This window comes from Monoglobus pectinilyticus (assembly GCF_002874775.1).
Classification (GTDB): Bacteria; Bacillota; Clostridia; order Monoglobales; family Monoglobaceae; genus Monoglobus; species Monoglobus pectinilyticus.
The window spans coordinates 1201091-1225595 of sequence record NZ_CP020991.1 but is presented as its reverse complement, the minus strand read 5'-3'; the positions used below and the strand labels follow the sequence as shown (position 1 = coordinate 1225595).

Genomic DNA, 24505 nt, shown 5'->3' with positions numbered 1-24505 from the left:
ATTCGAAAATTACCAATGCACATGGGTATCAAATAAAAACCACGAAATATTTAGGACAAGCCTTAACTAATATCTAAATAAAAAATATATTGGAGGTAAAACAAATGCGGTTTGATAATACTACAATCAGAATTTTGGTTCGGAAGAATTATGGAGAATGTTTTGACTTTTACACGGATAAAATCGGCTTAACTCCGGTATGGGGTGACAGAAACGGTCCTTATACCTCTTTTGCCGTAGAAAAAGACGCTCCGCCTTGCTTTGCAATTTTTAACGGAGAAAATATGAGTATGTTTAAAGGCTATAACCAGCCCGACTGCAATTCACAGCCTGATACCGTTGTAGCCGTTATCCCCTCAGATGACCTTGAAAAAGACTATAAACGTCTGAAAGAGGCAGGAGTGCAGTTTTTAGGAGAACCACAGACTATTGAGGATTGGGGTATGCGCTGCACCTATTTCAGGGACCCTGAAGGCAACCTGTTTGAACTCAATGATGCCAGCGGAATATAAAAAATTATATAAATATAACAGACAATAATAGCAGTTATGGAAATTCAGAAATATAGAAGTAATTATTAAAATTTTTATTCGCAGTCTTGACGCGATAATATTTCTGTTAAATTAACTTGTTCTTAAAATATAAAACAATAGACTAAATACCCTATGCTTTCAATAAATTGTATACCAAAAGTCAGAACTATTTGGAAATACAACATGAACGTATACGGTGTTTTCATATTACAGTATAAATAAATCAGCTTATTAATTATTAATCAACGTATAAATTCAGCGTAAACAATAAAAAAATTTATATAGTTTCTTGCATATAGGCAATAAAAAATAAAACTTCTTTATAATGATGTGACCCACGAAAGTTAGACCAAAAATCTAACTTTTTTGTGGGTCACCATCATTATTTAAAATCCTATTATTATACACCGTCAAAATAAATTAGATGAATCTCCCAAACTTGCGGCAGTCTCCTCTTTATTCTGCTTTTAATATATGGTGTATCCGTTCTTTCCTCTCTGCTTGGTACGGTACAGAGCAGCGTCCGCCTTCTCATACAATGTTTTAAAGTCGTTTCCGTCTTCCGGAGCAATCGACACGCCTATACTTGAGGACAGCTTCCACTCCTTTTCCTCTCTTACGCAGTTGAAGTTTAAAGCTGCTGATAACTCTCTCGCTTTGCTTTCCACCCATCTGGTATCAGGAATCGGTATAAACGCCACAAATTCGTCTCCGCCGATACGTCCCAATATATCGCCGTCCCTGAAATGGTTCCTTATAACCTCAGTAAACTCTTTAAGGCAGTAATCCCCAAATGAGTGACCAAATTGGTCGTTTGCCTGTTTAAAATTATCTATGTCAAAGATAAAGAACGCATATAAGTCCTCCGGCTTTTCAGATAATTCAGACATAATAGAATGCTCAGTCGCCGTTTTAGTAAGGAATCCGGTCATCTCATCTGTCGACGCCCGACGCTCTATTTGTTTTTCCGCGTCTATATTCTTACGATATGTGAACATGTGAATACAGTTATCCTCTTGTGACAGGAATATATATGCGTCAATACGCATCCAAAAATAGTCCATATCATTCTGAGTAATCAAAAAGTCATAACTTAAATGATTATTTCCGCTCTCAAATTCTTTAATGACGTTTTCGGGCGAAAACGTTGAAATATATCCCTCTCTGTATTCTTTTTTAATCTGCTTCTCAGCCACAACTTTAAGCGCCTTGTTATACGGCAGACCCTTTGCGCCCAAACTCTCAAAGTACTGTTTTGTGGGAGCGTTTGCATAACCATTTTTAGTTATATTCAATTCATAAATATTGTCATAAAGTTCCTCAGTAGCCTTTTTAAATATTGCCTGACGTTCCTCCATGAGTTCTGATATTTGCTTTATAAACTTAAATAATACTAAACTTATTATTATCAATACAATAATAATGATTCCGATAATAATAACTGCTGTCAAATAAAGTCTTATTTTCATCTGACCGATTATACTTCCGGTGTCCTGCTCAACTACCAAGTGCCATGACAGCTCCGGAATATAACGTGAAGCCACAAAACTTTTTTCCTGACTGTTATCCTCGTTTTCAGTCCAAAATTCTAAATTACTCTTATCGCTCTTCCAGTCAAGCACCTGACTGCGTATAGATTCCCTGCCGTATTCGCTAAACCAATCGGTTCTGCCATAACCTGTATGTGTAGTGGATATTTCGATTATGCCGTCCTCATTTACCAAACAGGTTCTCAGATGATATTTTTCCTCATAGGTCTTCAAAAAGTCCTTAAGATAGCTTATTCTTATTCCTACTCCGACTACTCCCAAAACCTTGTTATTCTCTCCGTATATCTTGCAGTTTACAAAAACAGTTATGGCGTTGTCTGCGCCGTCAACTTCATCGTTATCAACATTTAACGAATATTCCTGCCCGCTTTTCATCAAATCATAATACCAAACGTTTTCAGGATTATCCTCAGTCAGAACGCGGTCTACGCCGTTAAAGTTATAATACCGTTTAGTCGCTTCGGAGACAAGAAAGACAGAGTCAAAATTATATTTTCCGCGGTATGTCTCAAGGTAATTTTTCAGTGTTGAGATATATTCCTCATTATTCATCTGCTTTGTTTCTTCATTAAGCTGGGTAACCAGGAGAGTGTCTCTCGACATAGTAAGCGAGATGTTAACAGGACGTGTGAACATAGTAGTCAGCTGATAATATATACTTTCGGCCGTCAGAGACGACACCTGCTCCACATTACTGAGAGAGGTTCTGTAATTGGCATTATAACTCAAAAATGAAGTTATAATGAAGCCAAATACCAATATAATACTTACCAGCAGGTTAATTTTTAAAAGTTTTCTCCCTTTCAACATCCTGCGCCCCCAATTCTGATATACTGCACCAATTTTTTAAAACTATTATAATAACAGTATAGCATATATCAGTAAAAAAGTCACTAAAAATAAACAAATAAAAACTTATATTAAATTTATTTTTTGCTGACAGCACAATTTTAATCATCGATATTTTCACGCTCGAACAGCGGAAAGTTAAAAAATTTCTCAAGGCTTATATCAAAACCTTCACAAAGTTCATATATAATACGTATTTTTACACTTAGATATGAACAATTTAATATTGTACTTATAGTAGATTGCGGCACACCGCTTTTCTTAAATAATTGATATTATGTCATACTTCCTATCTTTTTTTAATACTTTTAATTATAGTTAAAAAATATAACCACTATATAACAATGGATATAGTATGTTGTATAAACCATATAATATTATATAAACCATATATTTACTTTGTATATGACCCCATATAAAAAATTTTATTATTACATAATAAGGTGTTTGAACCATTTCTTTTTCTGGCAAGAAAAAGAAACGCTTCACCTGTGACCGCACCTGTATGGTGCGTGTGATACAAAGTTACTTGTTTTAAATAACCTACAATGTCATTATTATGAATACTCAAATAAAAGAAAAAGTGCTTGCTCGCTTAGGTCGCCTAACGGCTCCAAGGGGCGCTCGCTCCCCGCTCATTTCACCATGAAGCATGGCTTCATGATGAAAAAAGCCCTGTTTCTTTCCCGTTGACTTTGTAAACTACCGTGAATAAAGATATTCCAAGTTCCTATTTATTTCATTTGATAAAAATTGTTGTTTTGGAAAATTTCGGTAGCTGTGACCACACTTTTAAAAAAAGTGTGTGTGATACATTCTAACTTATTTTACCATTACCTGCAATATCATTAATATGTATCAATGCAGATGAAATCTGCCGCGTGAGGAGCGCAGTCCCCGATTTGTTAATATTTTTTATTACTATCTTTATAACTTTCTATTAAATTAATTATCAGCTCTGTATCCTTTTCATTTAGTTTTTTTATTCCTTTTATTATTTTATGTATTTTTTCAGGATACTTCATATTTTCATTAAAAAATTCATATGGCGTTATCCCAAAATATCTGCATATTTCAAAAAATTCACTCATTGACGGCATTGCTTTTCCTGATGTTATATGATTTATATATCCTTCCGAATGTCCCATATCTAAACTCATACATCTTTCTGATATGTTTTTTCTCATTCGCAATTCTGTTATTCTTTCCCTTATATATTCCTCATACATTTTCTTCTCTCCTCAAGCTACTTTTAAATTATTTATATTATATTTGATTATCTTTTCATATTTATTCATGGTAGTACACAAAGTCAACGTGAAATAAACAGGGCTTTTTCTTTTGTGTACAAAGCACAAAAGAAATTATCGGGTCGTTTACATCACAATTTCCTAATCTCTACAAAGTCTCCTAATACTGCTTCGATTGATTTCATAATATCTCTCCTATAAATACTTCATTTACGCATTATTATAGAAGAATAATTTGCAAATATACTTCGGGTACTTGATATTATGCAAATTGTAATATAATTGTATTATATCTTTGTATGGTGGGACAATTATGTTGTGTGAGAATTATCTTTGTATTTATTGGCTCAAAAATTATTGCACATTAAAAAATATTTTTTTAGATATTCAAGGAAATTGTTTAGCTTGTATATATAAATATTAAAAAAGATCTTTTAGAAAAACTTAGAAATGATACATAAAAAAACTTGAAGATTACGATAATTATTAACTATTTATATATTAAAAATTTTTTGGGGTTTTTGGGGGGGCAAACCTCGGTAGGGTGGTCTCAGACCACCTCGTTAGGTGCGTAGGCGTGGGATAGTATATTAGTTTACATTTTTAGTTTTATATCCTGTCCACACGGCTCGCCTTACGTGCCGCATGAATGCGGCCTGCCGACGCTCACTATTTCCACTTTCTTTATTAATATTTTTTTAGATATTCAGGGAAATTGTTTGGACTGTATATATAAATATTAAAAAAGATCTTTTAGAAAAACTTAGAGATGATACATTAAAAAAACTTGAAGACTACAATAATCATTAACTTTTATCTTATTAATATTTGAAGGGGTTTTCAAACTTCGGTAGGGTGTGACCCCACTTTCTATGAAAGTGGGTGTGAGCAACAAAAGGTATTTAATTTCAACCTACAATGTCAATAATATGTATACTCTATGTGGTCGCAGACCACCTCGTTAGGTGCGCAGGCATAGAATAGTATATTAGTATAAACTTTTAGTTTTATATCCTGCCCGCGTTGCTCGCCTTACGCTCCGCATAAATGCGGCCTGCCGACGCTCACTATAAACCTCTTTATTTGTTAATATTTCTTTAAATATTCAGGGAAATTGTTTAGATTGTATATATATAAATATTAAAAAAATCTTTTAGAAAAACTTAGAGATAATACATTAAAAAAACTTGAAGACTACGATAATCATTAACTTTTATCTTATTAATATTTGAAGGGGTTTTCAAACTTCGGTAGGGTGGTCGAAGACCACCTCGTTAGGTGCGTAGGCATGGAATAGTATAAACTTTTAGTATTACTTCCTGCCCGCGTTGCTCGCCTTACGCGCCGCATAATTGCGGCCTGCCGATGCTCACTATTTAACCCTTTTTTTGTTAATATTTCTTTAAATATTCAAGGAAATTGTTTAGATTGTATATATATAAATATTAGAAAAATCTTTTAGAAAAACTTTGAAATGATACATTAAAAAAACTTGAAGACTACGATGATCATTAACTTTTATATATTAAACTTTTTTAGGTTTTGGGGACAAACCTCGGTAGGATGGTCGCAGACCACCTCGTTAGGTGCGTAGGCACGGAATAGTATAAACTTTTAGTATTACTTCCTGCCCGCGTTGCTCGCCTTACGCTCCGCATAAATGCGGCCTGCCGACGCTCACTATTCACATACTTTTATTTTATTATTTATATGATTTTCACCTGCTATAATATATTAACATATATGATTTTTCGACATATATTGATATTGAGCGTAATGCTCAAATTATTATAAGGTAGGTTATAGAAATGGGAATAATTAGTTCAAATAAATCTATAGGCGGTGTTAGCTCCATCAATTGTCAGGGTTCTTTAAATGTTACAATTGGAATCACCGCCGCACCGGATATCACCACCAATCCAACAGATATTGTTTTAGTCCTTGACCGTTCCGGAAGTATGGAAGGTCAGCCGCTCGCTGATTTGAAAACTGGCGTTAATACTTTTATAGATATTATCTCCGACGCTACCGACGGAAGTCCCGGTCAAATTGGTTCCGGCAGCCGTATTGGTATAGTTAGTTTTGCAGATACGGCGGTTCAAAATACCGGACTTATCACTTCTGTATCAAATTTGAAATCAGCTGCAGCGTCACTGACTGCCGACGGACTAACAAACCATGGCGACGCTTTCACACAGGCAACGTCGCTTTTGAACTCATCAACCAACAACCGCGTCATTGTTATGTTTACTGACGGTGAAACCACAACCGGTCCAAATCCGTCTCCAATTGCTGCCGCTGCAAAAGCCATGGGAATTACAATTTACGCAATTGGTCTCGTTGGCAATGGCGGAATCGATATTGACGCTCTGAATAATTGGGCGTCAGACCCCGATATAACACATGTTTCTATTGCTCCGGACAGCTCCGAACTGGAACAATTATTTGCAGATTTAGCGGCAAATATATCAGTCCCCGGTGCAACTGATATAGTAATAAATGAGGTAATAAATCCTGATTTTATTATTACCGGCACTCCAACAGCTTCGGTGGGCACTATATCAATGCTGACAGGAACATCATTCCGATGGAACATTAGCCAGCTTGGCTCAACTTCTACCGAAAGCGCAACGGTTAGATTTACTATCAAGCATAACGCCACTACTTCAGGTATTAAAAACATTGACCAATCTATTTCATATACAGATAATGAGGGAAATACTGCCAGCTTTGCTAATCCTTCTGTTTTTGTAGATTGCCAGTCTGTAGTCCCTGTTGACTTATGCTCTACACCGATAGACATACCGCTGACCGGATGCAACGAGTTTATACAGTTTGACGCAGGTAATTTGGAGCTAAATGACACAGGCCGAATTTTACAGCTGGATGTTAATCTGCTAAATGTTTGTCCTGACAGGCGCGTTGCTTTAGCGGTCATTTTGACAGAATTAGATCCAAACAACGAAATTCAGCCCCGTGGTATGAAAACCTTTGTCATTCCGCCGCACGGATTGCCAACTTGTTCAGATGTGCTTGTTTCATGCATACAGTTCATTCTGCCGGACGAGGGCTTTGGACTTTGTTCAGAACGTGTTGTCAGAGCTCAGTTTGTAGCAAATTATATTGACAACAATTATTCGTGCTGTTCCGGTTTTACGACAGCTTCTTAGAAAATAGGATATTATGAAAAGGGAACGGTTATCCCGTTCCCTTTTTTTGAAAGGAGACAAATATGCAATGCCGACAGACCTTTCCTGCAAAGCATTAAATAATTGTAATAATACTGACGCTAAACTGGACTATAAATTATTTTGCACGAATAGCATTCGTATGTATGATATTACTTACGGCGGCTGCAGCGGACTATCGCTTGTCCCCGGTTCTGCAACAGACATCAGCAATCTAATTTGCTGCCGTGACGGTGATGAAATCATTTTACCGGGATGCGAATCATTTGTAACTAAACAAAAGACAGTTCAGATAGATAACCCTTGCCAAACATTATGTGTGAACAACTGTGCATGTGATAGTTGTTTGATTTGGACCAGTACCAATAAAAGAGCCAGCGTATCAACTGCTCAAATAGGAGATACCATAACCTATACAGTAGAGTTTACAAATCACTCGGCTGTATTGCTGGACTCAGTTCAAATTTTTGACACGCTTCCGCCCGGAGTTTCCGTAATCCCCGGTTCTATACAGCCAGCGCCAAAACCGCAGGAAACACTGCAAACCGGAATTTCAATCGGCAGTCTGCCGCCGGGTCAAACAGCCGAACTAAGATACAGCGTGTCTGTAAACTATGCTGTATCCTGTGATATAGTAAACCGAGCTTTCGTCAGGTATTGCTATTTAGACTGCAGCAATTGCTGCAGATATGGATTAGGAAGCTGTAAATGCAGCTCTGTTAGAATTGTTAATGCCGGACTTAAAATCACAAAGCACGCCGACAAGACCTCCGTGTGCTGTCTCTGCGAGGAAATAGTCTACACTCTGAAAATATCCAATCCCTGCAGTACAGCGCTTACTAATGTAGTTGTCTATGATAATATTCCGCAAGGATTATGCTATAAAACAAGCTCAACAATAAAAGACGGATGCGGACCAACAAATGAAAACCCACAAAGTGGTATTTATATTGGAACGTTATGTCCCGGTCAAATTTACACAGTTTCATTTGTATTATATGTTTGCTCAGAGCCATGCTGCAAACAAACTCCTGTCACGTTTGACAACACAGCATACGTATACGGAAACACCTGTGATGACGTCATATGCGCGGAAAGCAATTCCTGGTCGGTTGAGATGAATAGCCGATGCTTGTGTCAATGCATACAAAAAAATATTTCAGTCTGCGATTTAAAACGTTTCATACTATGCTATGTTTATAATACAAATATGGCCTGTTATGACATTGGCCGAACAAAAAGGGTTGTTGCAGGATTTGGAATATGCGTAAAATATATTGACTGTAATGGAAAAATAAAAAAAGAATGCTATGAAGACCACATATCATTTAATAATTTGCCGAATCGTTTTAATCCTCACAGTTACAACGTAAAATTTAAAAATCTAGTTTGCAGCCTTGATTGTGACGGAAAATTAAATACAAAATTTGAAGCGAAACTGCGTTACTGCTTGATATAGAATTATAATTTGAGGAGCAATTTTATCTGGTGTAAAAATTTATATAAAAATTTTCTATTAATTTGCAGCAAATAATAACGGTTTTAAACATTGCAACCTTATAAAGCCAAAATAAAATTATTATAAAATCGAACCCATAAACAACAGAGGTAATCTGCCGTATGCGGTTCGATTTGTTATAGCTTGGCCAGCGTGAATAATTTAAATATATTTTGACTTACCCGATAACTCCTAGGCTCTCAAAATCTGCTGTTTTTCTTAAAAAGAAGAAGTAATAAAGAATATGTAAATTTTTGAATAAAAAACGCAGCAAAGTTCTCTTTGCTACGGTATGGTGCGAGTATACTTACAGAACTTAGCTAAAAATACAGTAAAAACAAATAATTCCGACTTTCAATAATCAGTATTAACATCAAAATTATATAATCCGACACAATAACTCTGTATCTACTTATTCCCAAAATTGATGATATAAAAAGATACATTATGTTAGTACAATGATAAAACATTGTTGTTATAATAATGATATGATATAATAATAAATGGCACGCTATGTCACTTTCGTTTCTGATATAATGATTATGAAAAGAAATAAAATAATTTATTATATCAGAAAGGCGTGGTGTAAATTGATTGTAAAAGAAAATACACATTAAAATGCTGCCGGTAACAACAAGTTAATGTGTAATTCCGGATATGCAGATACCCATTTGCATATTTGTATCTTACAGATCCGTAAGTAAAAATCAAGTGATATTGATAATTTTATTTACGGAGGTAAAAAAATTTATGAATTACAGTAAATTAAAAGCACACGCCCTTTAAAGTGATGTTACCAAAAACGCACTGTGAGCAAAGGGTTTGTCATCTGCGGTTTCGCTGCTGCAGGATATGCCATATACAGAGGGTTAAGAATGCTTCCATCTCTTGCTCCGCCGCTTTGGTGGACGATTCCTGCAAATATTGTTACACCTTAGAAAAAGAAGGTATTTAAATGAACACAAAATTTGAAACAAATATCTTAAATAACGGTCTTACGGTAAAGCATTTAAAAAATGAACACCTGCACAGTGTGAACATTGGAATATATGCGCGAAAGCTGCCGGAAAAAATCTGCGGAATTGCACACATGACAGAGCACATGTTCTTTCGTCGCCTTTGCGACATACCTCAAAGGCAGCTGTATTTTGAAACAGACAAAATAGGCGCAACGCTAAATGGGGCAACATACGCTGATTTTATCTGCCTTGACATTACGGTTTCACCGTCAAAAATCAGAGAGGCATTTTTGCTTATATCAAAGGTGTTCAAAAGCTTTGAGTGGCGGCCGCAGGAGGTTGAGGCAGAGAAGCGTGTTGTCAAGCGGCAGATTGAGGACAGGTATAATTCCTTGTACTCAAAGGCAGACATTAAGTATTACGAGAGTACGCCCAAGGGTTCTTTTATAATGGGGAATATATCCGATATAAACAGAATGAGCGTAAAATCTGTTAATGAATATCGCAGGAGCGTTTTTGTGCCGGAGAACTGCTGTGTGGTTTTAACCGGAAATTTCAGCTGTAATGATTTATCGCACTTTACAAATGAATTAGAGCAACTTCCGATGACTGATACGGGAACAAATCTTATGCTGCCCAAATACACTGTTAAAGAATTTTGTAATCGTAGTTCAGCATCGGACAGAATTTATGGCTCAAGCGACGGGTTTTCGGATGTTAGTATTTCATTTGATGTAGACGGAGCATCCGTAAACCGTTATGCGGCTGAAATTTTGCAGAGTATAATCGGATACGGTGTCACCTCCAAGCTGTCACAGGTTTTAAGGGAGAAATTAGGATTTACAAGTGAAATTGGCGGGAGTATTGAGTTTACGGGATACTCGGGAAGAATGTCGTTTGAATTTGAAGTACATAACGAAAATATTGAAGAGAGCTTGACGGCGGTATTTGATATATTACAACAGTCAAAATACGGCTTGACAGAAAATGATATGCAGTCAAACAAGGTTTTCTATACTGACAATCAATACAGGTTGCTTGACGATGTGCATGAACTGAATTTTTTAATAGGATGGCGTACATTTGTTGAAAATGAGCCGTTTTGCTCCATAGATGAACTAATTAGTAAGTACGATGATGTAACAGTTAGAGATATAAATGAGGCGGCGGAGAAAATTTTTCGTTCACAAAATTTGGTTATATCAGTATCGAATGATAACAAAATCTATCGCAAAATTAAGCTTAATAACTTATTTGATAATTTGAGAAAGGAGTTATGATTATGAAATACTATCCAATAGGAACGGTTGTTGTATTAAAGAATGGAACTTGGCCGTTTATGAGTTACGAAAGACAGCAGATAACAAAAAAATCCTGCTATATTATACGATTATGTTGGATGCCTTTATCTACAAGGTTTCATTGATAAAGATTATATTGCCCTTTTTCAGCATAATGATATTGATAAGATTCTACATAAAGGGATGGCTTCGTCAGCCGAAACAGATATGGAAAAATTGTTACATATTCCCGAAATAGTATAAAAAGAATAAAAATAGGAACGGACCAAAGTCAGTTCCTATATGGTGCGCCTGGAGGGATTCGAACCCCCGACCTAACGGTTCGTAGCCGTTCACTCTATCCAGCTGAGCTACAGGCGCATACTCTTTATTCAAACAACCATATTATTATAACACCTTTTTCTATTAAAATCAAGTTCTTTTAATTAACTTTTATAAATTAATTTTTCACAATTATTTAACTAATATTAACCTATCGTTCATCAATTATTAACAATAAAGTGTTATGATATAGGTGTAAAGAAAAATAATACATTTTATTAATAAGGATAAGCCAACTTGAATATACTACTTGAGAAAGGAGTGAACTATATGTTAGTTGATGTTGAAAGCGGTAATGTAACTCTATTACTTTCGTTGATTACAGGAGCCGAGGAATCTGTTATCGAAGAAATGCTTATGAACGGTATTATGCCGGCGGATGTGGCTAATCAATTTGGTAAGTATGAAGAGTATCGTGCTTTTTTGAAAAGTAATATTGCCGCAAGGCTTCAGGTCTTGATTGATAACGACGAAATAACTGTCAAAGAAGCCAATGAACTATTTAACCGAATCAGTGAAAATTGAAACCTAACCTATGACAATATTTGATAACAACATCACGGATTATATAAAAATATAATATAATGTACCGGTGATTTTACATATATAATGATTTAAACATACTACAGGTGAAAACATGAATAAGATAAATTATCAACTGGAACTTGATAAGATAATTAATAAAATTGAAGGTGAAAATACAACAAAATCGCTGTTATTGCATAGCTGCTGCGCCCCCTGCAGCAGCTATGTTTTGGCGTATTTAAATAAATATTTTAATATAACGGTTTTTTATTATAACCCAAACATAACAAATAAAGAAGAATATCTAAAACGCAAACAGGAACAAATAAGACTGATTTCTGAACTTCCGGCGATAAATAAAATCAATATATTAGACGCTGATTACAAACCGGAAAAGTTTTTTGAAATTTCAAAGGGTTTGGAGGACTGCCGCGAAGGCGGCGAAAGATGTTTTAAATGCTACAAGCTGCGGCTAGAAGCTACAGCTAAGGCAGCAAAAGAAAATAATTTTGATTACTTCTGCACTACCCTCACTATAAGCCCTCTTAAAAATGCACAGAAAATTAATGAAATAGGCCATATGCTCGGTGATGAGTATCAAATTCCATTTTTACCTTCTGACTTTAAGAAGAAAGAGGGATTTAAAAAGTCAATAGAGCTTTCATCCCAATATAATCTTTACAGGCAAAACTACTGCGGCTGTATATATTCAAAACCAAAAGAGTAATTTTGTTTTACGTGAAACATTTTGTCGGAAATTTATAATGACTTAATAAAATCTATAGTCCAATTTTTATATAGAAAGAAAATATAAAAAACCATTGTATTTAAGCTGTGATAAGCCTTTTACAATGGTTTTTTATTAATCTTCCATAACAATGACTTTTTAAGCCCATTTTGCAGCTATACTACTAGTCCGGCTTAATTACTGTCTCGCCGCCCATATACGGACGCAATATTTCAGGTATTGTAACCGTTCCGTCCTCATTCTGATAATTCTCCAGTATTGCGGCTGTTGTTCTTCCTATGGCAACTCCGCTGCCGTTAAGCGTATGAACATACTGAGCCTTCTCTTTAGGTGAGTTTTTAAACTTTATGTTCGCACGGCGCGCCTGAAAATCTTCAAAGTTTGAGCACGAAGATATCTCCACATATCTGCCGTAGCTTGGCATCCAAACTTCTATGTCGTACTTCATTGCCGCTGTAAATCCCAAATCTCCTATACATATTTTAACTACTCTATAAGGAAGTTTAAGTCCCTGAAGAACATACTCCGCCTCGGCTGTCAGCTCCTCCAGTTCCTTATATGAATCCTCGGGTTTTGTGAACTTAACTAACTCCACCTTATTAAACTGATGCTGTCTTATCAGACCTCTTGTATCCCGTCCCGCGCTTCCTGCCTCTGCTCTGAAGCAAGCTGTATATGCGCAGTATTTAAGGGGCAGGTCATCGCCGTTTAATATCTCATCCCTGTGCATATTTGTCACCGGAACCTCGGCTGTCGGTACTAAGAAATAGTCGGTATCAGCAACTTTGAATGCGTCCTCTTCAAACTTTGGAAGCTGACCTGTTCCCAGCATACTGTTTCTGTGAACCATAAAAGGAGGAAATATCTCATCATATCCGCGGCTTGTATGTGTATCAAGATAGTAATTCATAATAGCTCTTTCAAGTCTCGCTCCGCCCTTTTTATAGATATGGAACCTTGCACCGGTAATCTTTGCCGCGCTCTCCGGATCGAGAATACCTAAATCCTTGCCTATATCCCAGTGAGCTTTTGGCTCAAAATCAAACTTCGTCGGCTCCATAAACTTTCTGATTTCAACATTGTCCTCATCGGTGTCTCCGTCAGGAACAGTCTCATTAGGAATATTAGGGATTGTATACATTATTGTCTGAATTTTTTCGTCCAGCTCACGAACTTTTTCATCGTCTGCCTTGATACTATCCGATAATTCTTTCATTTGGGCAAAAATTTCGGTTGTATCCTTTCCCTCTTTTTTGAACTGTGGTATCTGTTTAGATACTACATTCTGCTGAGCCTTTTTTTGTTCCACGTCAAATAATAACTCGCGGCGCTTATTATCAAGCTCCAGCAATCCATCTATGTCCACCTCTTCTTTTCTTCGTGCCAAAGCCTTTTTGATCCTATCGGTTTCTGTTCTTATTAACTTAATATCTAACATTTTTATCCTCCATCTTTACATTATTACTGAGCGTTATTTTCTGTTATAGGCTGCTTTGTAGTGCTGTCAATACTTAAAATTTTACACAAAGCCTCATAGTATCCCCTTTGAATATCATCAAATGATGAAGAATCCAAAGAAATAATATCCTGTTTTGCGCCTTCCGTATCTCCCATATTTATTTTTGTCCAAATATTGCTCATTACCTCAAGCACTGCTTTATACTTTGTCTCTTCCTCCATCTTGGAAACATTTTTTTCCTGCTCTTTTTTCAGCTTATAGTTTTCTTCACGCAAATTTACAAGTTCATTTTCGAAGCTTGCGTTTGTCTGTTCAGTTTCCATAACCCTATTTCCTATTTCTTCTTCGCGGTTATCAGCCATAGCTGCTATTAAAATAATAATAATAACACAAATTATCATAACAACTGCATATGTTGCAATATTACTCTTCTTTTTTGGGTTAGTATTCTTTTCAGACTTTATAACCTTCTCACTTTTAGAACTTTCAGATTTTATAACATCTTCCTTTAATTTATTCTCTTTTTCCAATGTCATTCCTCCTCTCAAAAACCAATTGCTTATATAACAGCTAAAAACATGTCCAGAATCAATTTTGCCTTCTTTTAATATAATTACTTAGGACATTATTCAAATTTACAAATTAGGTATAAATTTTTAAGTCGGTTTTTAAAGTAAATCTACTATATTTCATATATAACTACTTTTTTAGTTCAAATAATATTCTTTCCAAATCGTCCTTAGAATAATACTCTATTTCTATTTTTCCCTTATTTGCACCTTCACTAATTTTAACTTTAGTGCCCAATCTGGAACCCAGGTCATTTTCTACCTCAGAAAAATATTTTTTCATCATTCCGGTTACTTGTTTAGTTTTTGGTTTCTTTTTATTTTCTGAAGTATCAGACACAAGTTTTTCAACCTGTCTTACATTCAAACCCTTTTCTATTATAAATTTGGCTAATTCAAACTGTTCATTATCATCAGTTATAGATAAAAGTGCTCTTGCATGCCCCTGTGATAGTTTCCCATCAATCACCATTTGCTTTACTCTTTCTGATAAATTATTCAGTCTGAGAGAGTTAGCGACCGCACTTCTGCTTCTTCCCACTTTCTCCGCTACCTCTTCCTGCGTAAGTTCACAAGTCTCCATCAAACGTCTGTAGCCCTCCGCTTCCTCAATCGGATTTAAATCCTCACGCTGCAGATTTTCTATCAATGCAATTTCCATTACAGCCGGCTCGTCCAATTGACGTATGACACACGGAACCTCTTTTATTTTTGCTAATTTTGCAGCTCTCCAGCGCCTTTCACCGGCTACTATCATATAAGTTCCGTTTATATTTGGCTTAACTAAAATTGGCTGTACTATACCGTGAGTGGCTATAGAACTGCTCAGTATTTCCAATTTTTCTTTATCAAACGTTTTTCTCGGCTGATTTTTATTTGGCTCTATATCACGAACTTTTATCATTTTTATACTATCGCTGTCTGCGATTTCTGTATCGGATAGATCGGATAAAAAATCAAACCCTTCGCTGCTCTTCTCCGACTTACTGTCATCAAAAAGCGCTCCAAGTCCTCTCCCAAGCCCCTTTTTAGATTTTGAAGCCATCTGCTCACATCCTTATAATATTTTGTTTCACGTTAAACAATTCATTATTTCTTATTTTTTTTAATTACTTCGGCAGCCAATTTTTTGTAGCACTCAGCTCCTTTTGAATTTTTATCATAAGCGATAACAGGCATACCGTAACTGGGCGCCTCAGACAGTCTCACATTCCTGGGTATAACAGTATTGAATACAGTTGAAGAAAAATATTTTTTCACCTCTTCCACTACCTGAACTGACAGATTTGTCCTGCTGTCAAACATAGTTAAAAGAACTCCTTCAATACTTAAATCCTTATTAAGACTTTTCTTAACACGCTTAATTGTCTTAGTAAGCTGTGATAATCCTTCAAGCGCATAATATTCGCACTGAATTGGCATAATCACACTATCACAGGCGGTAAAAGCATTTAAAGTTATCAGACTGAGCGACGGCGGACAGTCAATAATAATAAAATCATATTTTTCCTTTACACTTTCAAGTGCTTTTTTCAACTTATACTCACGATTATCCTGTTCAGCCAAATCAAGGTCTGCACCGGCCAAATTCATATCTCCCGGGCATATCCACATATTTGTATATTCTGTCTCTATTATAACGTCTTCAATAGGTGTATCATTTACTATAAAATCATAGCTCGAATATTCAGCGTCCTCAGGTTTTATACCAACCCCGCTTGTAGCGTTTGCCTGTGGGTCAGTATCAATCAGCAAGACTTTTTTTCTTTTTAATCCTAAACATGCGCTAAGATTTATAGCAGTAGTCGTCTTCCCAACTCCGCCTTTTTGATTTGCTACCGCAATAATTTTTCCCATAATATGTACCATCCTTCTTCACTGTCACTTTATTATAACACACCTGGTTATATTTTCAATAGCGTAAAATTAAAATTTATATAGATATATGGCGAATTTTTATTTATTTTGTTTCATATGAAACATTTTATATCATTTTCATATAGATTCTGCAAATTTTTTCAGAGCTTTGTACCTATGACTAATTTTATTTTTTTCATTTGAACCAAGTTCTGACAATGTGCACTGTTTTTCAGGATAATAAAATATCGGATCGTAACCAAACCCGCTTGTTCCTGCTCTTTTTTTAGTTATATACCCATTGCATTCACCGCGGAAAAACTGTGTATTTTCTGATATATTTTTATCAATTACCGCTATAACGCAGACAAATTTTGCAGTCCTGTTTTCCTCATTAACTTCTGACATTTCAAGCAGCAATTTATCTATATTTTCATCATCTGTCGCATTTTCTCCGGCAAAACGAGCCGTAAAAATTCCTGGTTTCCCTGACAGCGCATCAACACATAACCCGCTGTCATCCGCGATAGTGGGCAAACCTGTGGCTTTAAACACCTCAATAGCCTTCTTTTCAGCATTTTCTTCAAAAGTACTACCGTCCTCAATAATTTCTAAATTTCCTATTCCGGCCTCATCCATAGTCTGAATTTCAAAATTTTCACCTAATATTTCTTTTATTTCATCCGCTTTATGCTTGTTTTTGCTTGCTAAAACATATTTTTTCATTTTATATTACTCCTGTGTTTCATAAATTATATTCGATAGTTCAGTTATTTGTTCTATATTTAGTTTTTCACCGCGTACTTTCTCATTCAATTCCATTTGTTTTAAAACGTCGATTATTTTATCTTTGCTAAGATCTAAATATGGGCTGCCTGATAACGAGTTTACCAGTGTTTTTCTGCGCTGTGAAAAAATAGATTTTACAATTTTAAAAAATTGTTCCTTATTTTTCACATCATATTTCGGCTTATCATATAATTTAAGATTGACAACAGTCGATGTCACCTTTGGCTGAGGTGTAAAACAATGAGGCGAAGCCGAGCAGATTACTCCGGGCTTAGCATAGAACTGAACAGCAACCGAAAGAGCCCCGTAATCCTTTGTTCCGGGCTCGGCAAGAATACGGGCTGCAACTTCTTTTTGTATCATTAGAGTCATTGAATTGACAGGAAGTTCACTTTCAAGAAAATTCATAATAATTGGAGTTGTTATATAATAAGGCAGATTTGCAACTACAGTAAAGCTTTCATTGCCGAATTCATCTTTTATCAACTCATTAATATTCAGCTCCAAAATATCACTGTTAATGAGATTAAAATTATCAAAATCGGACATTACATCATTTAAAATTGGGATAAGAGCTTTATCTATTTCAACCGCTGTAACTTTCTTTGCTTTTAAACAAAGTTCTCTTGTAAGAGTTCCTGCTCCCGGTCCCACTTCCAGTACATTTGTATTCTCATTAATACCTGAACCGCTGACAATTTTGTTTAAAATATTCTGATCAATTAAAAAGTTCTGTCCCAAACTTTTTGAAAAAGAAAAATTATATTTATTGAGAACTGACATCAGTTCAGATTTTCCGGATAGCTTCATATAATACCTCAATATTATTTAAAATTTTTATTTTATTTTAGAAAATAAATTTTCGAGTTTAATTTAATAATTATAACATATATATATTAAATATGCAATTCCAAACTCTGTTTAAGTCATATAAACGAACACGTGAATCAAAGATTTATTACATAAAATAATAAAAATACTTAAATTTTGATTATTATTCAAATTTATTATTGCTATTTTGGGAAAAGTTTGCTATCATAATTAAATATAAGAGTTTAAACAGGGAGGGGGAAGATATAAAATGAACTTTATTACTGAGCTCGGAAATTCTTTGTATTCAACATTTGTATTGGATAACCGGTGGCAATGGTTTTTGAGCGGTCTTGGCTACACGCTTTTAATTTCATTTTTTGCTGTTTTGGTAGGTCTGGTCATTGGTGTTGTAATGGCCTTCGGCAGATTATCAAAAAATAAATTATTCCGCGGTATCTCTGGTTTATATATTGATATTATCCGCGGAACTCCAACAATGGTTCAGCTCCTGATAATTTACTTCATAATTTTTGCTAATGTCAATATTGACAGATGGATGGTCGGTGTTATTGCATTCGGTATTAACAGCGGCGCTTATATTGCTGAAATAGTAAGAGGAGGAATCCTATCTATCGACCAGGGACAGACTGAGGCCGGCAGGTCGCTGGGACTAACGCAGCGCCAAACAATGACTTACATAATAATACCTCAGGCGGTCAAAAATATACTTCCTGCGCTGGGAAATGAATTTATTGTACTTATAAAAGAGACTGCTGTTATCGGTATGATAGCCAATATAGACCTCGTAGGCGCCGCCAGAAAAGTACAGAGTTTAACCTATGATTATGTAGTGCCTATGCTTTCAATTGCACTTATTTACTATGTAGTTATTAAAATAGTGAGCACATTGCTAAAAGCATTTGAAAATAAATTGAGAAAATCCGATATACGATAGAGGAGGGCTGCAGATTGATAAAAGTAAGCGGTCTAAAAAAAAGTTTCGGTGATTTGAAAGTTTTAAAAGGTATTGATCAGCATGTACGCAAAGGTGAAAAGATAGTGCTTATTGGCCCGTCCGGGTCAGGCAAATCTACTTTTCTTCGGTGCCTGAACCTTTTGGAAACTCCAACGGAAGGCGAAATACTTATTGAGGGTGAAAGCATAACAGCCCCCAAAACCAATGTTAATAAACTGCGTGAAAAAATGGGAATGGTTTTTCAGCATTTCAATCTTTTTCCGCATCTCAGTGTAATTGAAAATATAACTTTAGCTCCAATAAAAGTTAAGAAAAAAAATGCCTCTGATGCAAATAAAAAGGCTATAGAATTATTAAATATTGTCGGTCTTTCTGATAAAGCGGATTCATATCCGGGTCAGCTGTCAGGAGGACAGAAACAGAGAATAGCCATAGCAAGAGCTCTTGCAATGGAACCGGATATAATGCTTTTTGATGAGCCAACCTCGGCTCTTGACCCGGAAATGGTAGGAGAGGTTTTAGAGGTAATGAAAAATTTAGCTAATGCAGGAATGACTATGGTAGTAGTAACTCATGAAATGGGGTTTGCGCGTGAAGTTGCCTCCAGAGTATTATTTATGGACGACGGAATGGTAGTGGAGGAAGGAAGCCCGGAAAAATTATTTGGGAATCCGCAGAATCAGCGCACTAAGGATTTCTTGGGCAAAATTTTGTAAATAATTATAAAATATAAATTAGGAGGAAGAAGAATGAAACAATTTTTTAAAAGAGCAGCTGCAATAGCTGCAGCAGCAGTAATGACAATGGGGGTTCTGTCTGGCTGCGGAAGCAAAGATGACAAATTAACGCTTGGCACAAACGCCGCTTTCCCGCCGTTTGAATTTACAACAACTAATGGAGTAGTCGGAAATTATGACGGTATTGATATATGTATAGGCAAGGAAATTGCCGGCAGCATGAACAAAGAGCTTCAAGTTGAGGATATGGAATTCGACGGTCTGATTGCCGCAGTAAAATCAGGCAAAGTGGATATGGCTGTAGCAGGAATGACAATCACAGAAGAAAGACAGCAGAGCGTTGATTTTTCAGATACATATTACACAGCTTCACAGGTTATTATTACCAAAGCTGACAACACTGATATAAACAGTGCAGAAGATTTAAAGAATAACAAAACAGTCGGCGTTGTTCTCGGGTACACAGGCGACAGCATAGTAACAGAAGATCTTGCAATCGACGACAGTAAAATAACAAGAGCAAACAGAGGAATTGATATAGTTCAAGACGTTAAAAACGGTAAGCTTGATGCTGTTGTAATCGACAAAGCTACAGGAGTTGCCCTGGCACAAAAAGAAGGTCTCAAATTTGTTGAAGACCCTGAGGTTTTTGAAACAGAAGAATATGCAATAGCTGTAAGGAAAGATAATAAAGAGCTTCTAGACCAAATCAACAAAGTTTTGGCTGAAATGAAAGAAAGCGGAAAGATTGACGAGCTTTCAAAGAAATACAATCAGGAATAAAACAGCTAATATCAGACCAAGATGTCGCGGCTTGCCGCAGACATCTTGGTTTGTAGTATAAAATAATTTATTTTGGCAAAAATATAAAAGTTGAACAGTGCATTTTATTTATTTAAAAATATTTACTTATAAAATATAAATAAATTAAAAAAACACTTGACAATATGATTTAACAGTGATATAATTTAAAAGCTGTGTAAGTAGTCACGCCGGAGTGGCGGAACTGGCAGACGCCCGGGACTTAAAATCCCGTGGGAAGTAATTCCCGTACCGGTTCGATTCCGGTCTCCGGCACCACACAGTAACAATATATCGCGGGGTGGAGCAGTCTGGTAGCTCGTCGGGCTCATAACCCGAAGGTCGTTGGTTCAAATCCGGCCCCCGCAACCACTAAGAACACGCTTACCAACAAAGGTAAGCGTTTTTTATATGTTGCCAAATTAATTCAAAATAAAAACATTTTATTTTATATTAACAAAAATCACACCAGATATTATTCCATGAAATTAAGGATATTCTCTGAGCATATATCTGCGGCGGCATACTGTTTGTCATAATACCGTCAAATTCAATCCGAACAAAATTTCCAGGTCTAAACCGGCGTGCTCTGCGCGTTATCACAACAACTCTCTGACGGTTTTCTATGTCTAATACAAACAAACGGTCATTTTGTACGCCTATTACTATAGCCCGCATAATCAATTTTAACACCTCCTTTGCCCATAATATAATTATGCTGCTTGAAGGCTTATTGAACCATGTCCTTAAATATATTAGATAAATATGATTTTTTATATATAAAACAAACTTAATAGTTAAATTACTTAAAAAACAATCCACTATGACAATAAAGGTAATGCACATATTGTACCAGCAATGCCAAAATGAATGATGAAATTAAAAAAAATAAAAAGGAGAGTTATATATGAAAAATAAACAATATAATAAATTATTACCTATATTTAAACATTATTTTAAACAGATTATCGAATAGGATAATGGACTTAAAGTCAAATGCAGATCTTTTACAGGTATATTTGAGACTGATACTGAGCCTGAAGATGATGATTACATTGGTGAGTATGCTGCCGTCGTTCACGAAGTTAAGATATTGCATAAAGGAAACGATAACTCTGTTAAAATATATAATAACTGTATAGAAATAACATTAAAAAATATTCCTGAAAAAATTTCTAATGAAAATGGCACAATTATTTGGAATAGACCTTCCGAACTAAAGTCTCTTTAATAGATTAAGCAAATAATTTGCTGATTACTATTGATTGAGTTTTAAAAAACCGCACCAAATTTATTTAATTATAAAATTATTTATTTTTTAATGGTATGCTTAGCATAAAAGTATATCCACTGTTAAGTCCTTGTTTTATATTAACATTACCATCTAATTTTTTTAAAGAATCTTTTATAGAATTTAACCATTCATAATTTTTATTGTAATTCTTATTTTTATTACTTGTTTCTATACCTTTTATTATAAAATAGATTTCATCTTTATTAGTTGTAAACTTATTTACACCAATACTAAAAACAAGATATTCCGCTTCTTTTAAATATTTTACAGCTCCTACAAAAAATTTAATAAGCACATGTTCCAGTTCTTTTTCATTCCCTATATAAAAGTCATTAATCTTTGAAGAAACTTCTATTTTATAAAAATTTTTTTGTTCTTCAGATATAATTTTTATAAGATTTTTAAGTCGCAGAATAAGTTTTTGCATATCAAACAAATTTTCTTTTATTTCAAGTTTATTAACCTCTAAATCTTTTTTCTCTTCAAAATTCATAATATCCATCCCTTTATACTTTTAAATAATATAACTACATAATTTTGATTATGTTGTAATAACTTGCCATAAAGTATTATTTTTTATAACAAAAATTATTATTATTTTTTATAAATAATAATTTAGATACAATTTAATAAATTTTTGCATAACAAACAAGCGGAATAAAAATATATATTCATTCTGCTTATTTATGTTGTCTATTTTAAAAAATATGTAAAATTTTATATTATTAACTTGTAATCAAATAAACAATTATGTTATAATAATATTGAAATTAGTCACATAGTTATTCAATTATTTAAATAGATACAACATAATCAAAATTATGTGATAACTAAGTTCATCTTATCAAGCTGTCTTAGATGAACCGAACCACTTTCCATGGTATATATCCGCGTTGTATTTATATTTGTATGTCCTAAAATGTCGGCTAACCTTGATAAATCCTTTTCTTCTGAATAATATATTTTTGCAAAAAGATGCCTGAGATTATGTGGAAAAACCTTTTCTGATTTTACTCCTGACTCTTCACATAAATTTTTCATCTCTCTCCATATATTTGACCGGTCTATTGGTTTTCCGCTCTTTGTTATAAAGATACATCCCTTTGAAATGCTTTGTCTTTTTATATATATTTTTAAAATTTTACAAAGTTTTACAGGAATAAATATTATTCTTCTTTTTCCTTTATTGTTAATTTCTGCTTTACCTTTATAAACGGCTTCAACAGTTATATAACTTAACTCAGAGACCCTAATTCCTGTAGCACATATAGTTTGTATAATAAGAGATAGTCTTTTATTATTTAATTTTTCAGCAGTCTTAATTAATCTAAAATATTCGTTTTTAGATAATTCTTTTTTCTCATCGCAAAATATATTTTTCTGAATCTTTAACGGTTTTATTTTTAAATCGACCCAACCGTTATATTCTAAAAAACCGTTAGCAGCAGCTAATATTGTATTAACGCTTGAAGCGGAATAACTTTCTGCCAATAGCTTTTTCCATTCAATAAGCAGTATCTTACTCAATTCTTTTTCTTCAAAATATTTATACATTCTTTTTATATCTTGTATATACTTTCTTATTGTTGACAAGCTTTTTTCTTGTTCCATTAAATAAACTTCATATTCTTTAATTTTTTCTGACCTTATTATTCTTTCCTCAGCAGTTATCATATTTTTTACCTCCTTAAATACTTATTTTATCTAAAATGATTGAAATACATACTAAAGATCTATTATGAAGTCAATTTCATACTAAAATTTTTATTTTGTCAAAAAACTAAACTTAAAATTTGATAATTTTTAAAAAAACTAATATAAAAAAAACAATTATTTAATTTGAAATACAAAACATACTGTTCTTATACAACTTAATTCAAAACATAAAAATTTTTTATTAAATTATGAAATTTTTTAAAAGTACTATTGACAACACTAACTGTATATGTTATAGTCACAGTATAATTGTATTTCAAAAAGTCACAGTTTATAAATAATGAATAGGAGTAACGAAATGACGGGAAATTTCTGTGTAGCTGTTCACGCATTAGTCTATCTAAACCATAAAGGTGAAACTGTATCAAGTGAAAAATTAGCTGAAAATATCTGCACTAATCCTACGCGCGTCCGAAAAGTTATGTCAATGCTTAAGAAAAAAGGTCTTGTAAAGTCTCAGGAAGGCCTTGACGGGGGTTATATTTTATCAGACAAAAAAGAAAATATATCTCTAGGTCAAATACTCGACGCTATAAATGAAAAAACTGTCTGTCTTAATTGGCACAGCGGCGATGATGATATGGATTGTTTAATAGCCTCAGGTATGGCCGGAATTATGGACGACATTGTTGAAAACTTAAATTATTCATGTAAAGACTATCTGGATAAAACAACAATAAAAACAATTGACAGCAAAATATTTAAATAAAAACACGGTATGTTAGTCCATTTAAGTATAATTAATTATAACTAAGATAACAATATAAAATGT

24 protein-coding genes and 3 tRNA genes are annotated in these 24505 nt (G+C 34.5%); 15 read left to right on the top strand and 12 right to left on the bottom strand.

The genetic code is table 11. The features are described 5' to 3' along the window. The first annotated feature begins 104 nt into the window (after nt 1–104). Nucleotides 105–512 (top strand): VOC family protein, encoded by a 408-nt coding sequence (locus tag B9O19_RS05505; RefSeq protein WP_102365468.1) that lies wholly within the window; start codon nt 105–107, stop codon nt 510–512. Nucleotides 513–1000: 488 nt separating this feature from the next. Here B9O19_RS05505 and B9O19_RS05500 read toward each other — a convergent pair whose 3' ends face one another. Further along, nucleotides 1001–2890 (bottom strand): sensor domain-containing diguanylate cyclase, encoded by a 1890-nt coding sequence (locus B9O19_RS05500; RefSeq protein ID WP_102366619.1) that lies wholly within the window; start codon nt 2888–2890, stop codon nt 1001–1003. Between the two features lie 947 nt (nt 2891–3837). Then, nucleotides 3838–4161 (bottom strand): helix-turn-helix domain-containing protein, encoded by a 324-nt coding sequence (locus tag B9O19_RS05485; RefSeq protein WP_102365466.1) that lies wholly within the window; start codon nt 4159–4161, stop codon nt 3838–3840. Nucleotides 4162–5990: 1829 nt separating this feature from the next. On the opposite strand from B9O19_RS05485, the gene B9O19_RS05480 reads away from it, so the two are divergent. From B9O19_RS05480 to B9O19_RS12270, 6 genes are all read left to right on the top strand, one after another. Then, entirely contained in the window at nt 5991–7352 is a 1362-nt protein-coding gene (locus B9O19_RS05480) for a vWA domain-containing protein (RefSeq protein WP_102365465.1), read from the top strand. Nucleotides 7353–7419: 67 nt separating this feature from the next. After that, nucleotides 7420–8829 carry a DUF11 domain-containing protein gene (locus B9O19_RS05475; protein ID WP_158648922.1) on the top strand — a complete coding sequence of 470 codons (1410 nt, stop codon included), beginning with the start codon at nt 7420–7422 and terminating at the stop codon, nt 8827–8829. 848 nt (nt 8830–9677) lie between these two features. Next, nucleotides 9678–9806, top strand: a complete 129-nt coding sequence (locus B9O19_RS12275) for a hypothetical protein (protein ID WP_102365463.1) — start codon at nt 9678–9680, stop codon at nt 9804–9806. A gap of 17 nt (nt 9807–9823) precedes the next feature. After that, on the top strand, nt 9824–11107 hold the full coding sequence (locus tag B9O19_RS05465) for a M16 family metallopeptidase (RefSeq protein ID WP_102365462.1): 1284 nt from the start codon (nt 9824–9826) through the stop codon (nt 11105–11107). Nucleotides 11108–11109: 2 nt separating this feature from the next. Continuing rightward, complete coding sequence (locus tag B9O19_RS11645) at nt 11110–11253, top strand: DUF4176 domain-containing protein (protein WP_154058629.1); 144 nt, start codon at nt 11110–11112, stop codon at nt 11251–11253. After that, nucleotides 11207–11371: a DUF4176 domain-containing protein gene (locus B9O19_RS12270; RefSeq protein WP_102366618.1), complete on the top strand. Its 165-nt coding sequence runs from the start codon at nt 11207–11209 to the stop codon at nt 11369–11371. Before B9O19_RS11645 ends, B9O19_RS12270 begins: the two co-directional genes overlap by 47 nt. Nucleotides 11372–11411: 40 nt before the next feature. Here B9O19_RS12270 and B9O19_RS05455 read toward each other — a convergent pair. After that, nucleotides 11412–11488, bottom strand: a tRNA-Arg gene (locus B9O19_RS05455). A gap of 231 nt (nt 11489–11719) precedes the next feature. Here B9O19_RS05455 and B9O19_RS05450 point away from each other — a divergent pair. Both B9O19_RS05450 and B9O19_RS05445 read left to right on the top strand, forming a co-directional pair. Beyond that, entirely contained in the window at nt 11720–11974 is a 255-nt protein-coding gene (locus B9O19_RS05450) for a hypothetical protein (RefSeq protein WP_102365461.1), read from the top strand. 112 nt (nt 11975–12086) lie between these two features. Further along, the gene (locus B9O19_RS05445) at nt 12087–12701 is read left to right on the top strand and encodes an epoxyqueuosine reductase QueH (protein WP_102365460.1); all 615 of its coding nucleotides are present in this window, start codon (nt 12087–12089) and stop codon (nt 12699–12701) included. Between the two features lie 184 nt (nt 12702–12885). On the opposite strand, the gene serS is transcribed toward B9O19_RS05445, so the two are convergent. The 6 genes from serS to rsmA form a co-directional block, all read right to left on the bottom strand. Further along, on the bottom strand, nt 12886–14160 hold the full coding sequence (gene serS, locus B9O19_RS05440; protein WP_102365459.1) for a serine--tRNA ligase: 1275 nt from the start codon (nt 14158–14160) through the stop codon (nt 12886–12888). Between the two features lie 23 nt (nt 14161–14183). Next, on the bottom strand, nt 14184–14711 hold the full coding sequence (locus B9O19_RS05435) for a hypothetical protein (RefSeq protein WP_102365458.1): 528 nt from the start codon (nt 14709–14711) through the stop codon (nt 14184–14186). A 169-nt stretch (nt 14712–14880) separates the two neighbouring features. Further along, the gene (locus B9O19_RS05430; RefSeq protein WP_102365457.1) at nt 14881–15795 is read right to left on the bottom strand and encodes a ParB/RepB/Spo0J family partition protein; all 915 of its coding nucleotides are present in this window, start codon (nt 15793–15795) and stop codon (nt 14881–14883) included. Between the two features lie 44 nt (nt 15796–15839). Continuing rightward, the gene (locus tag B9O19_RS05425) at nt 15840–16607 is read right to left on the bottom strand and encodes a ParA family protein (RefSeq protein WP_102365456.1); all 768 of its coding nucleotides are present in this window, start codon (nt 16605–16607) and stop codon (nt 15840–15842) included. 138 nt (nt 16608–16745) lie between these two features. Continuing rightward, the gene (locus B9O19_RS05420) at nt 16746–17333 is read right to left on the bottom strand and encodes an XTP/dITP diphosphatase (RefSeq protein ID WP_102365455.1); all 588 of its coding nucleotides are present in this window, start codon (nt 17331–17333) and stop codon (nt 16746–16748) included. Nucleotides 17334–17339: 6 nt separating this feature from the next. After that, on the bottom strand, nt 17340–18206 hold the full coding sequence (gene rsmA, locus B9O19_RS05415; protein WP_102365454.1) for a 16S rRNA (adenine(1518)-N(6)/adenine(1519)-N(6))-dimethyltransferase RsmA: 867 nt from the start codon (nt 18204–18206) through the stop codon (nt 17340–17342). A gap of 271 nt (nt 18207–18477) precedes the next feature. Between rsmA and B9O19_RS05410 the strand changes: the two genes are divergently transcribed. The 5 genes from B9O19_RS05410 (at nt 18478) to B9O19_RS05390 (ending at nt 21095) form a co-directional block, all read left to right on the top strand. Then, nucleotides 18478–19164 carry an amino acid ABC transporter permease gene (locus B9O19_RS05410; RefSeq protein WP_102365453.1) on the top strand — a complete coding sequence of 229 codons (687 nt, stop codon included), beginning with the start codon at nt 18478–18480 and terminating at the stop codon, nt 19162–19164. Nucleotides 19165–19178: 14 nt separating this feature from the next. Next, nucleotides 19179–19901, top strand: coding sequence for an amino acid ABC transporter ATP-binding protein (locus B9O19_RS05405; RefSeq protein WP_102365452.1), 723 nt, complete (start codon nt 19179–19181; stop codon nt 19899–19901). Between the two features lie 33 nt (nt 19902–19934). Continuing rightward, nucleotides 19935–20705 (top strand): basic amino acid ABC transporter substrate-binding protein, encoded by a 771-nt coding sequence (locus B9O19_RS05400; protein ID WP_102365451.1) that lies wholly within the window; start codon nt 19935–19937, stop codon nt 20703–20705. A gap of 208 nt (nt 20706–20913) precedes the next feature. Beyond that, nucleotides 20914–21002, top strand: a tRNA-Leu gene (locus B9O19_RS05395). Between the two features lie 16 nt (nt 21003–21018). Continuing rightward, nucleotides 21019–21095, top strand: a tRNA-Met gene (locus B9O19_RS05390). 81 nt (nt 21096–21176) lie between these two features. Here B9O19_RS05390 and B9O19_RS05385 read toward each other — a convergent pair. From B9O19_RS05385 to B9O19_RS05375, 3 genes are all read right to left on the bottom strand, one after another. Next, nucleotides 21177–21401 (bottom strand): hypothetical protein, encoded by a 225-nt coding sequence (locus B9O19_RS05385; RefSeq protein ID WP_154058627.1) that lies wholly within the window; start codon nt 21399–21401, stop codon nt 21177–21179. Nucleotides 21402–22030: 629 nt separating this feature from the next. Further along, nucleotides 22031–22510, bottom strand: a complete 480-nt coding sequence (locus B9O19_RS05380) for a hypothetical protein (protein WP_102365449.1) — start codon at nt 22508–22510, stop codon at nt 22031–22033. Nucleotides 22511–22836: 326 nt separating this feature from the next. Beyond that, complete coding sequence (locus B9O19_RS05375) at nt 22837–23691, bottom strand: tyrosine-type recombinase/integrase (protein WP_102365448.1); 855 nt, start codon at nt 23689–23691, stop codon at nt 22837–22839. Between the two features lie 340 nt (nt 23692–24031). Between B9O19_RS05375 and B9O19_RS05370 the strand changes: the two genes are divergently transcribed. Then, on the top strand, nt 24032–24442 hold the full coding sequence (locus tag B9O19_RS05370) for an RrF2 family transcriptional regulator (protein ID WP_102365447.1): 411 nt from the start codon (nt 24032–24034) through the stop codon (nt 24440–24442). Nucleotides 24443–24505: the final 63 nt, after the last annotated feature.

Bases quoted from the DNA above. Each gene is read 5' to 3' on its own strand.
- B9O19_RS05505 (WP_102365468.1), top strand. From the start codon at position 105: ATGCGGTTTGATAATACTACAATCAGAATTTTGGTTCGGAAGAATTAT.
- B9O19_RS05485 (WP_102365466.1), bottom strand. From the start codon at position 4,161: ATGTATGAGGAATATATAAGGGAAAGAATAACAGAATTGCGAATGAGA.
- B9O19_RS05480 (WP_102365465.1), top strand. From the start codon at position 5,991: ATGGGAATAATTAGTTCAAATAAATCTATAGGCGGTGTTAGCTCCATC.
- B9O19_RS05475 (WP_158648922.1), top strand. From the start codon at position 7,420: ATGCCGACAGACCTTTCCTGCAAAGCATTAAATAATTGTAATAATACT.
- B9O19_RS05465 (WP_102365462.1), top strand. From the start codon at position 9,824: ATGAACACAAAATTTGAAACAAATATCTTAAATAACGGTCTTACGGTA.
- B9O19_RS11645 (WP_154058629.1), top strand. From the start codon at position 11,110: ATGAAATACTATCCAATAGGAACGGTTGTTGTATTAAAGAATGGAACT.
- B9O19_RS05450 (WP_102365461.1), top strand. From the start codon at position 11,720: ATGTTAGTTGATGTTGAAAGCGGTAATGTAACTCTATTACTTTCGTTG.
- B9O19_RS05445 (WP_102365460.1), top strand. From the start codon at position 12,087: ATGAATAAGATAAATTATCAACTGGAACTTGATAAGATAATTAATAAA.
- serS (WP_102365459.1), bottom strand. From the start codon at position 14,160: ATGTTAGATATTAAGTTAATAAGAACAGAAACCGATAGGATCAAAAAG.
- B9O19_RS05430 (WP_102365457.1), bottom strand. From the start codon at position 15,795: ATGGCTTCAAAATCTAAAAAGGGGCTTGGGAGAGGACTTGGAGCGCTT.
- B9O19_RS05425 (WP_102365456.1), bottom strand. From the start codon at position 16,607: ATGGGAAAAATTATTGCGGTAGCAAATCAAAAAGGCGGAGTTGGGAAG.
- B9O19_RS05420 (WP_102365455.1), bottom strand. From the start codon at position 17,333: ATGAAAAAATATGTTTTAGCAAGCAAAAACAAGCATAAAGCGGATGAA.
- rsmA (WP_102365454.1), bottom strand. From the start codon at position 18,206: ATGAAGCTATCCGGAAAATCTGAACTGATGTCAGTTCTCAATAAATAT.
- B9O19_RS05410 (WP_102365453.1), top strand. From the start codon at position 18,478: ATGAACTTTATTACTGAGCTCGGAAATTCTTTGTATTCAACATTTGTA.
- B9O19_RS05400 (WP_102365451.1), top strand. From the start codon at position 19,935: ATGAAACAATTTTTTAAAAGAGCAGCTGCAATAGCTGCAGCAGCAGTA.
- B9O19_RS05385 (WP_154058627.1), bottom strand. From the start codon at position 21,401: ATGCGGGCTATAGTAATAGGCGTACAAAATGACCGTTTGTTTGTATTA.
- B9O19_RS05380 (WP_102365449.1), bottom strand. From the start codon at position 22,510: ATGAATTTTGAAGAGAAAAAAGATTTAGAGGTTAATAAACTTGAAATA.
- B9O19_RS05375 (WP_102365448.1), bottom strand. From the start codon at position 23,691: ATGATAACTGCTGAGGAAAGAATAATAAGGTCAGAAAAAATTAAAGAA.
- B9O19_RS05370 (WP_102365447.1), top strand. From the start codon at position 24,032: ATGACGGGAAATTTCTGTGTAGCTGTTCACGCATTAGTCTATCTAAAC.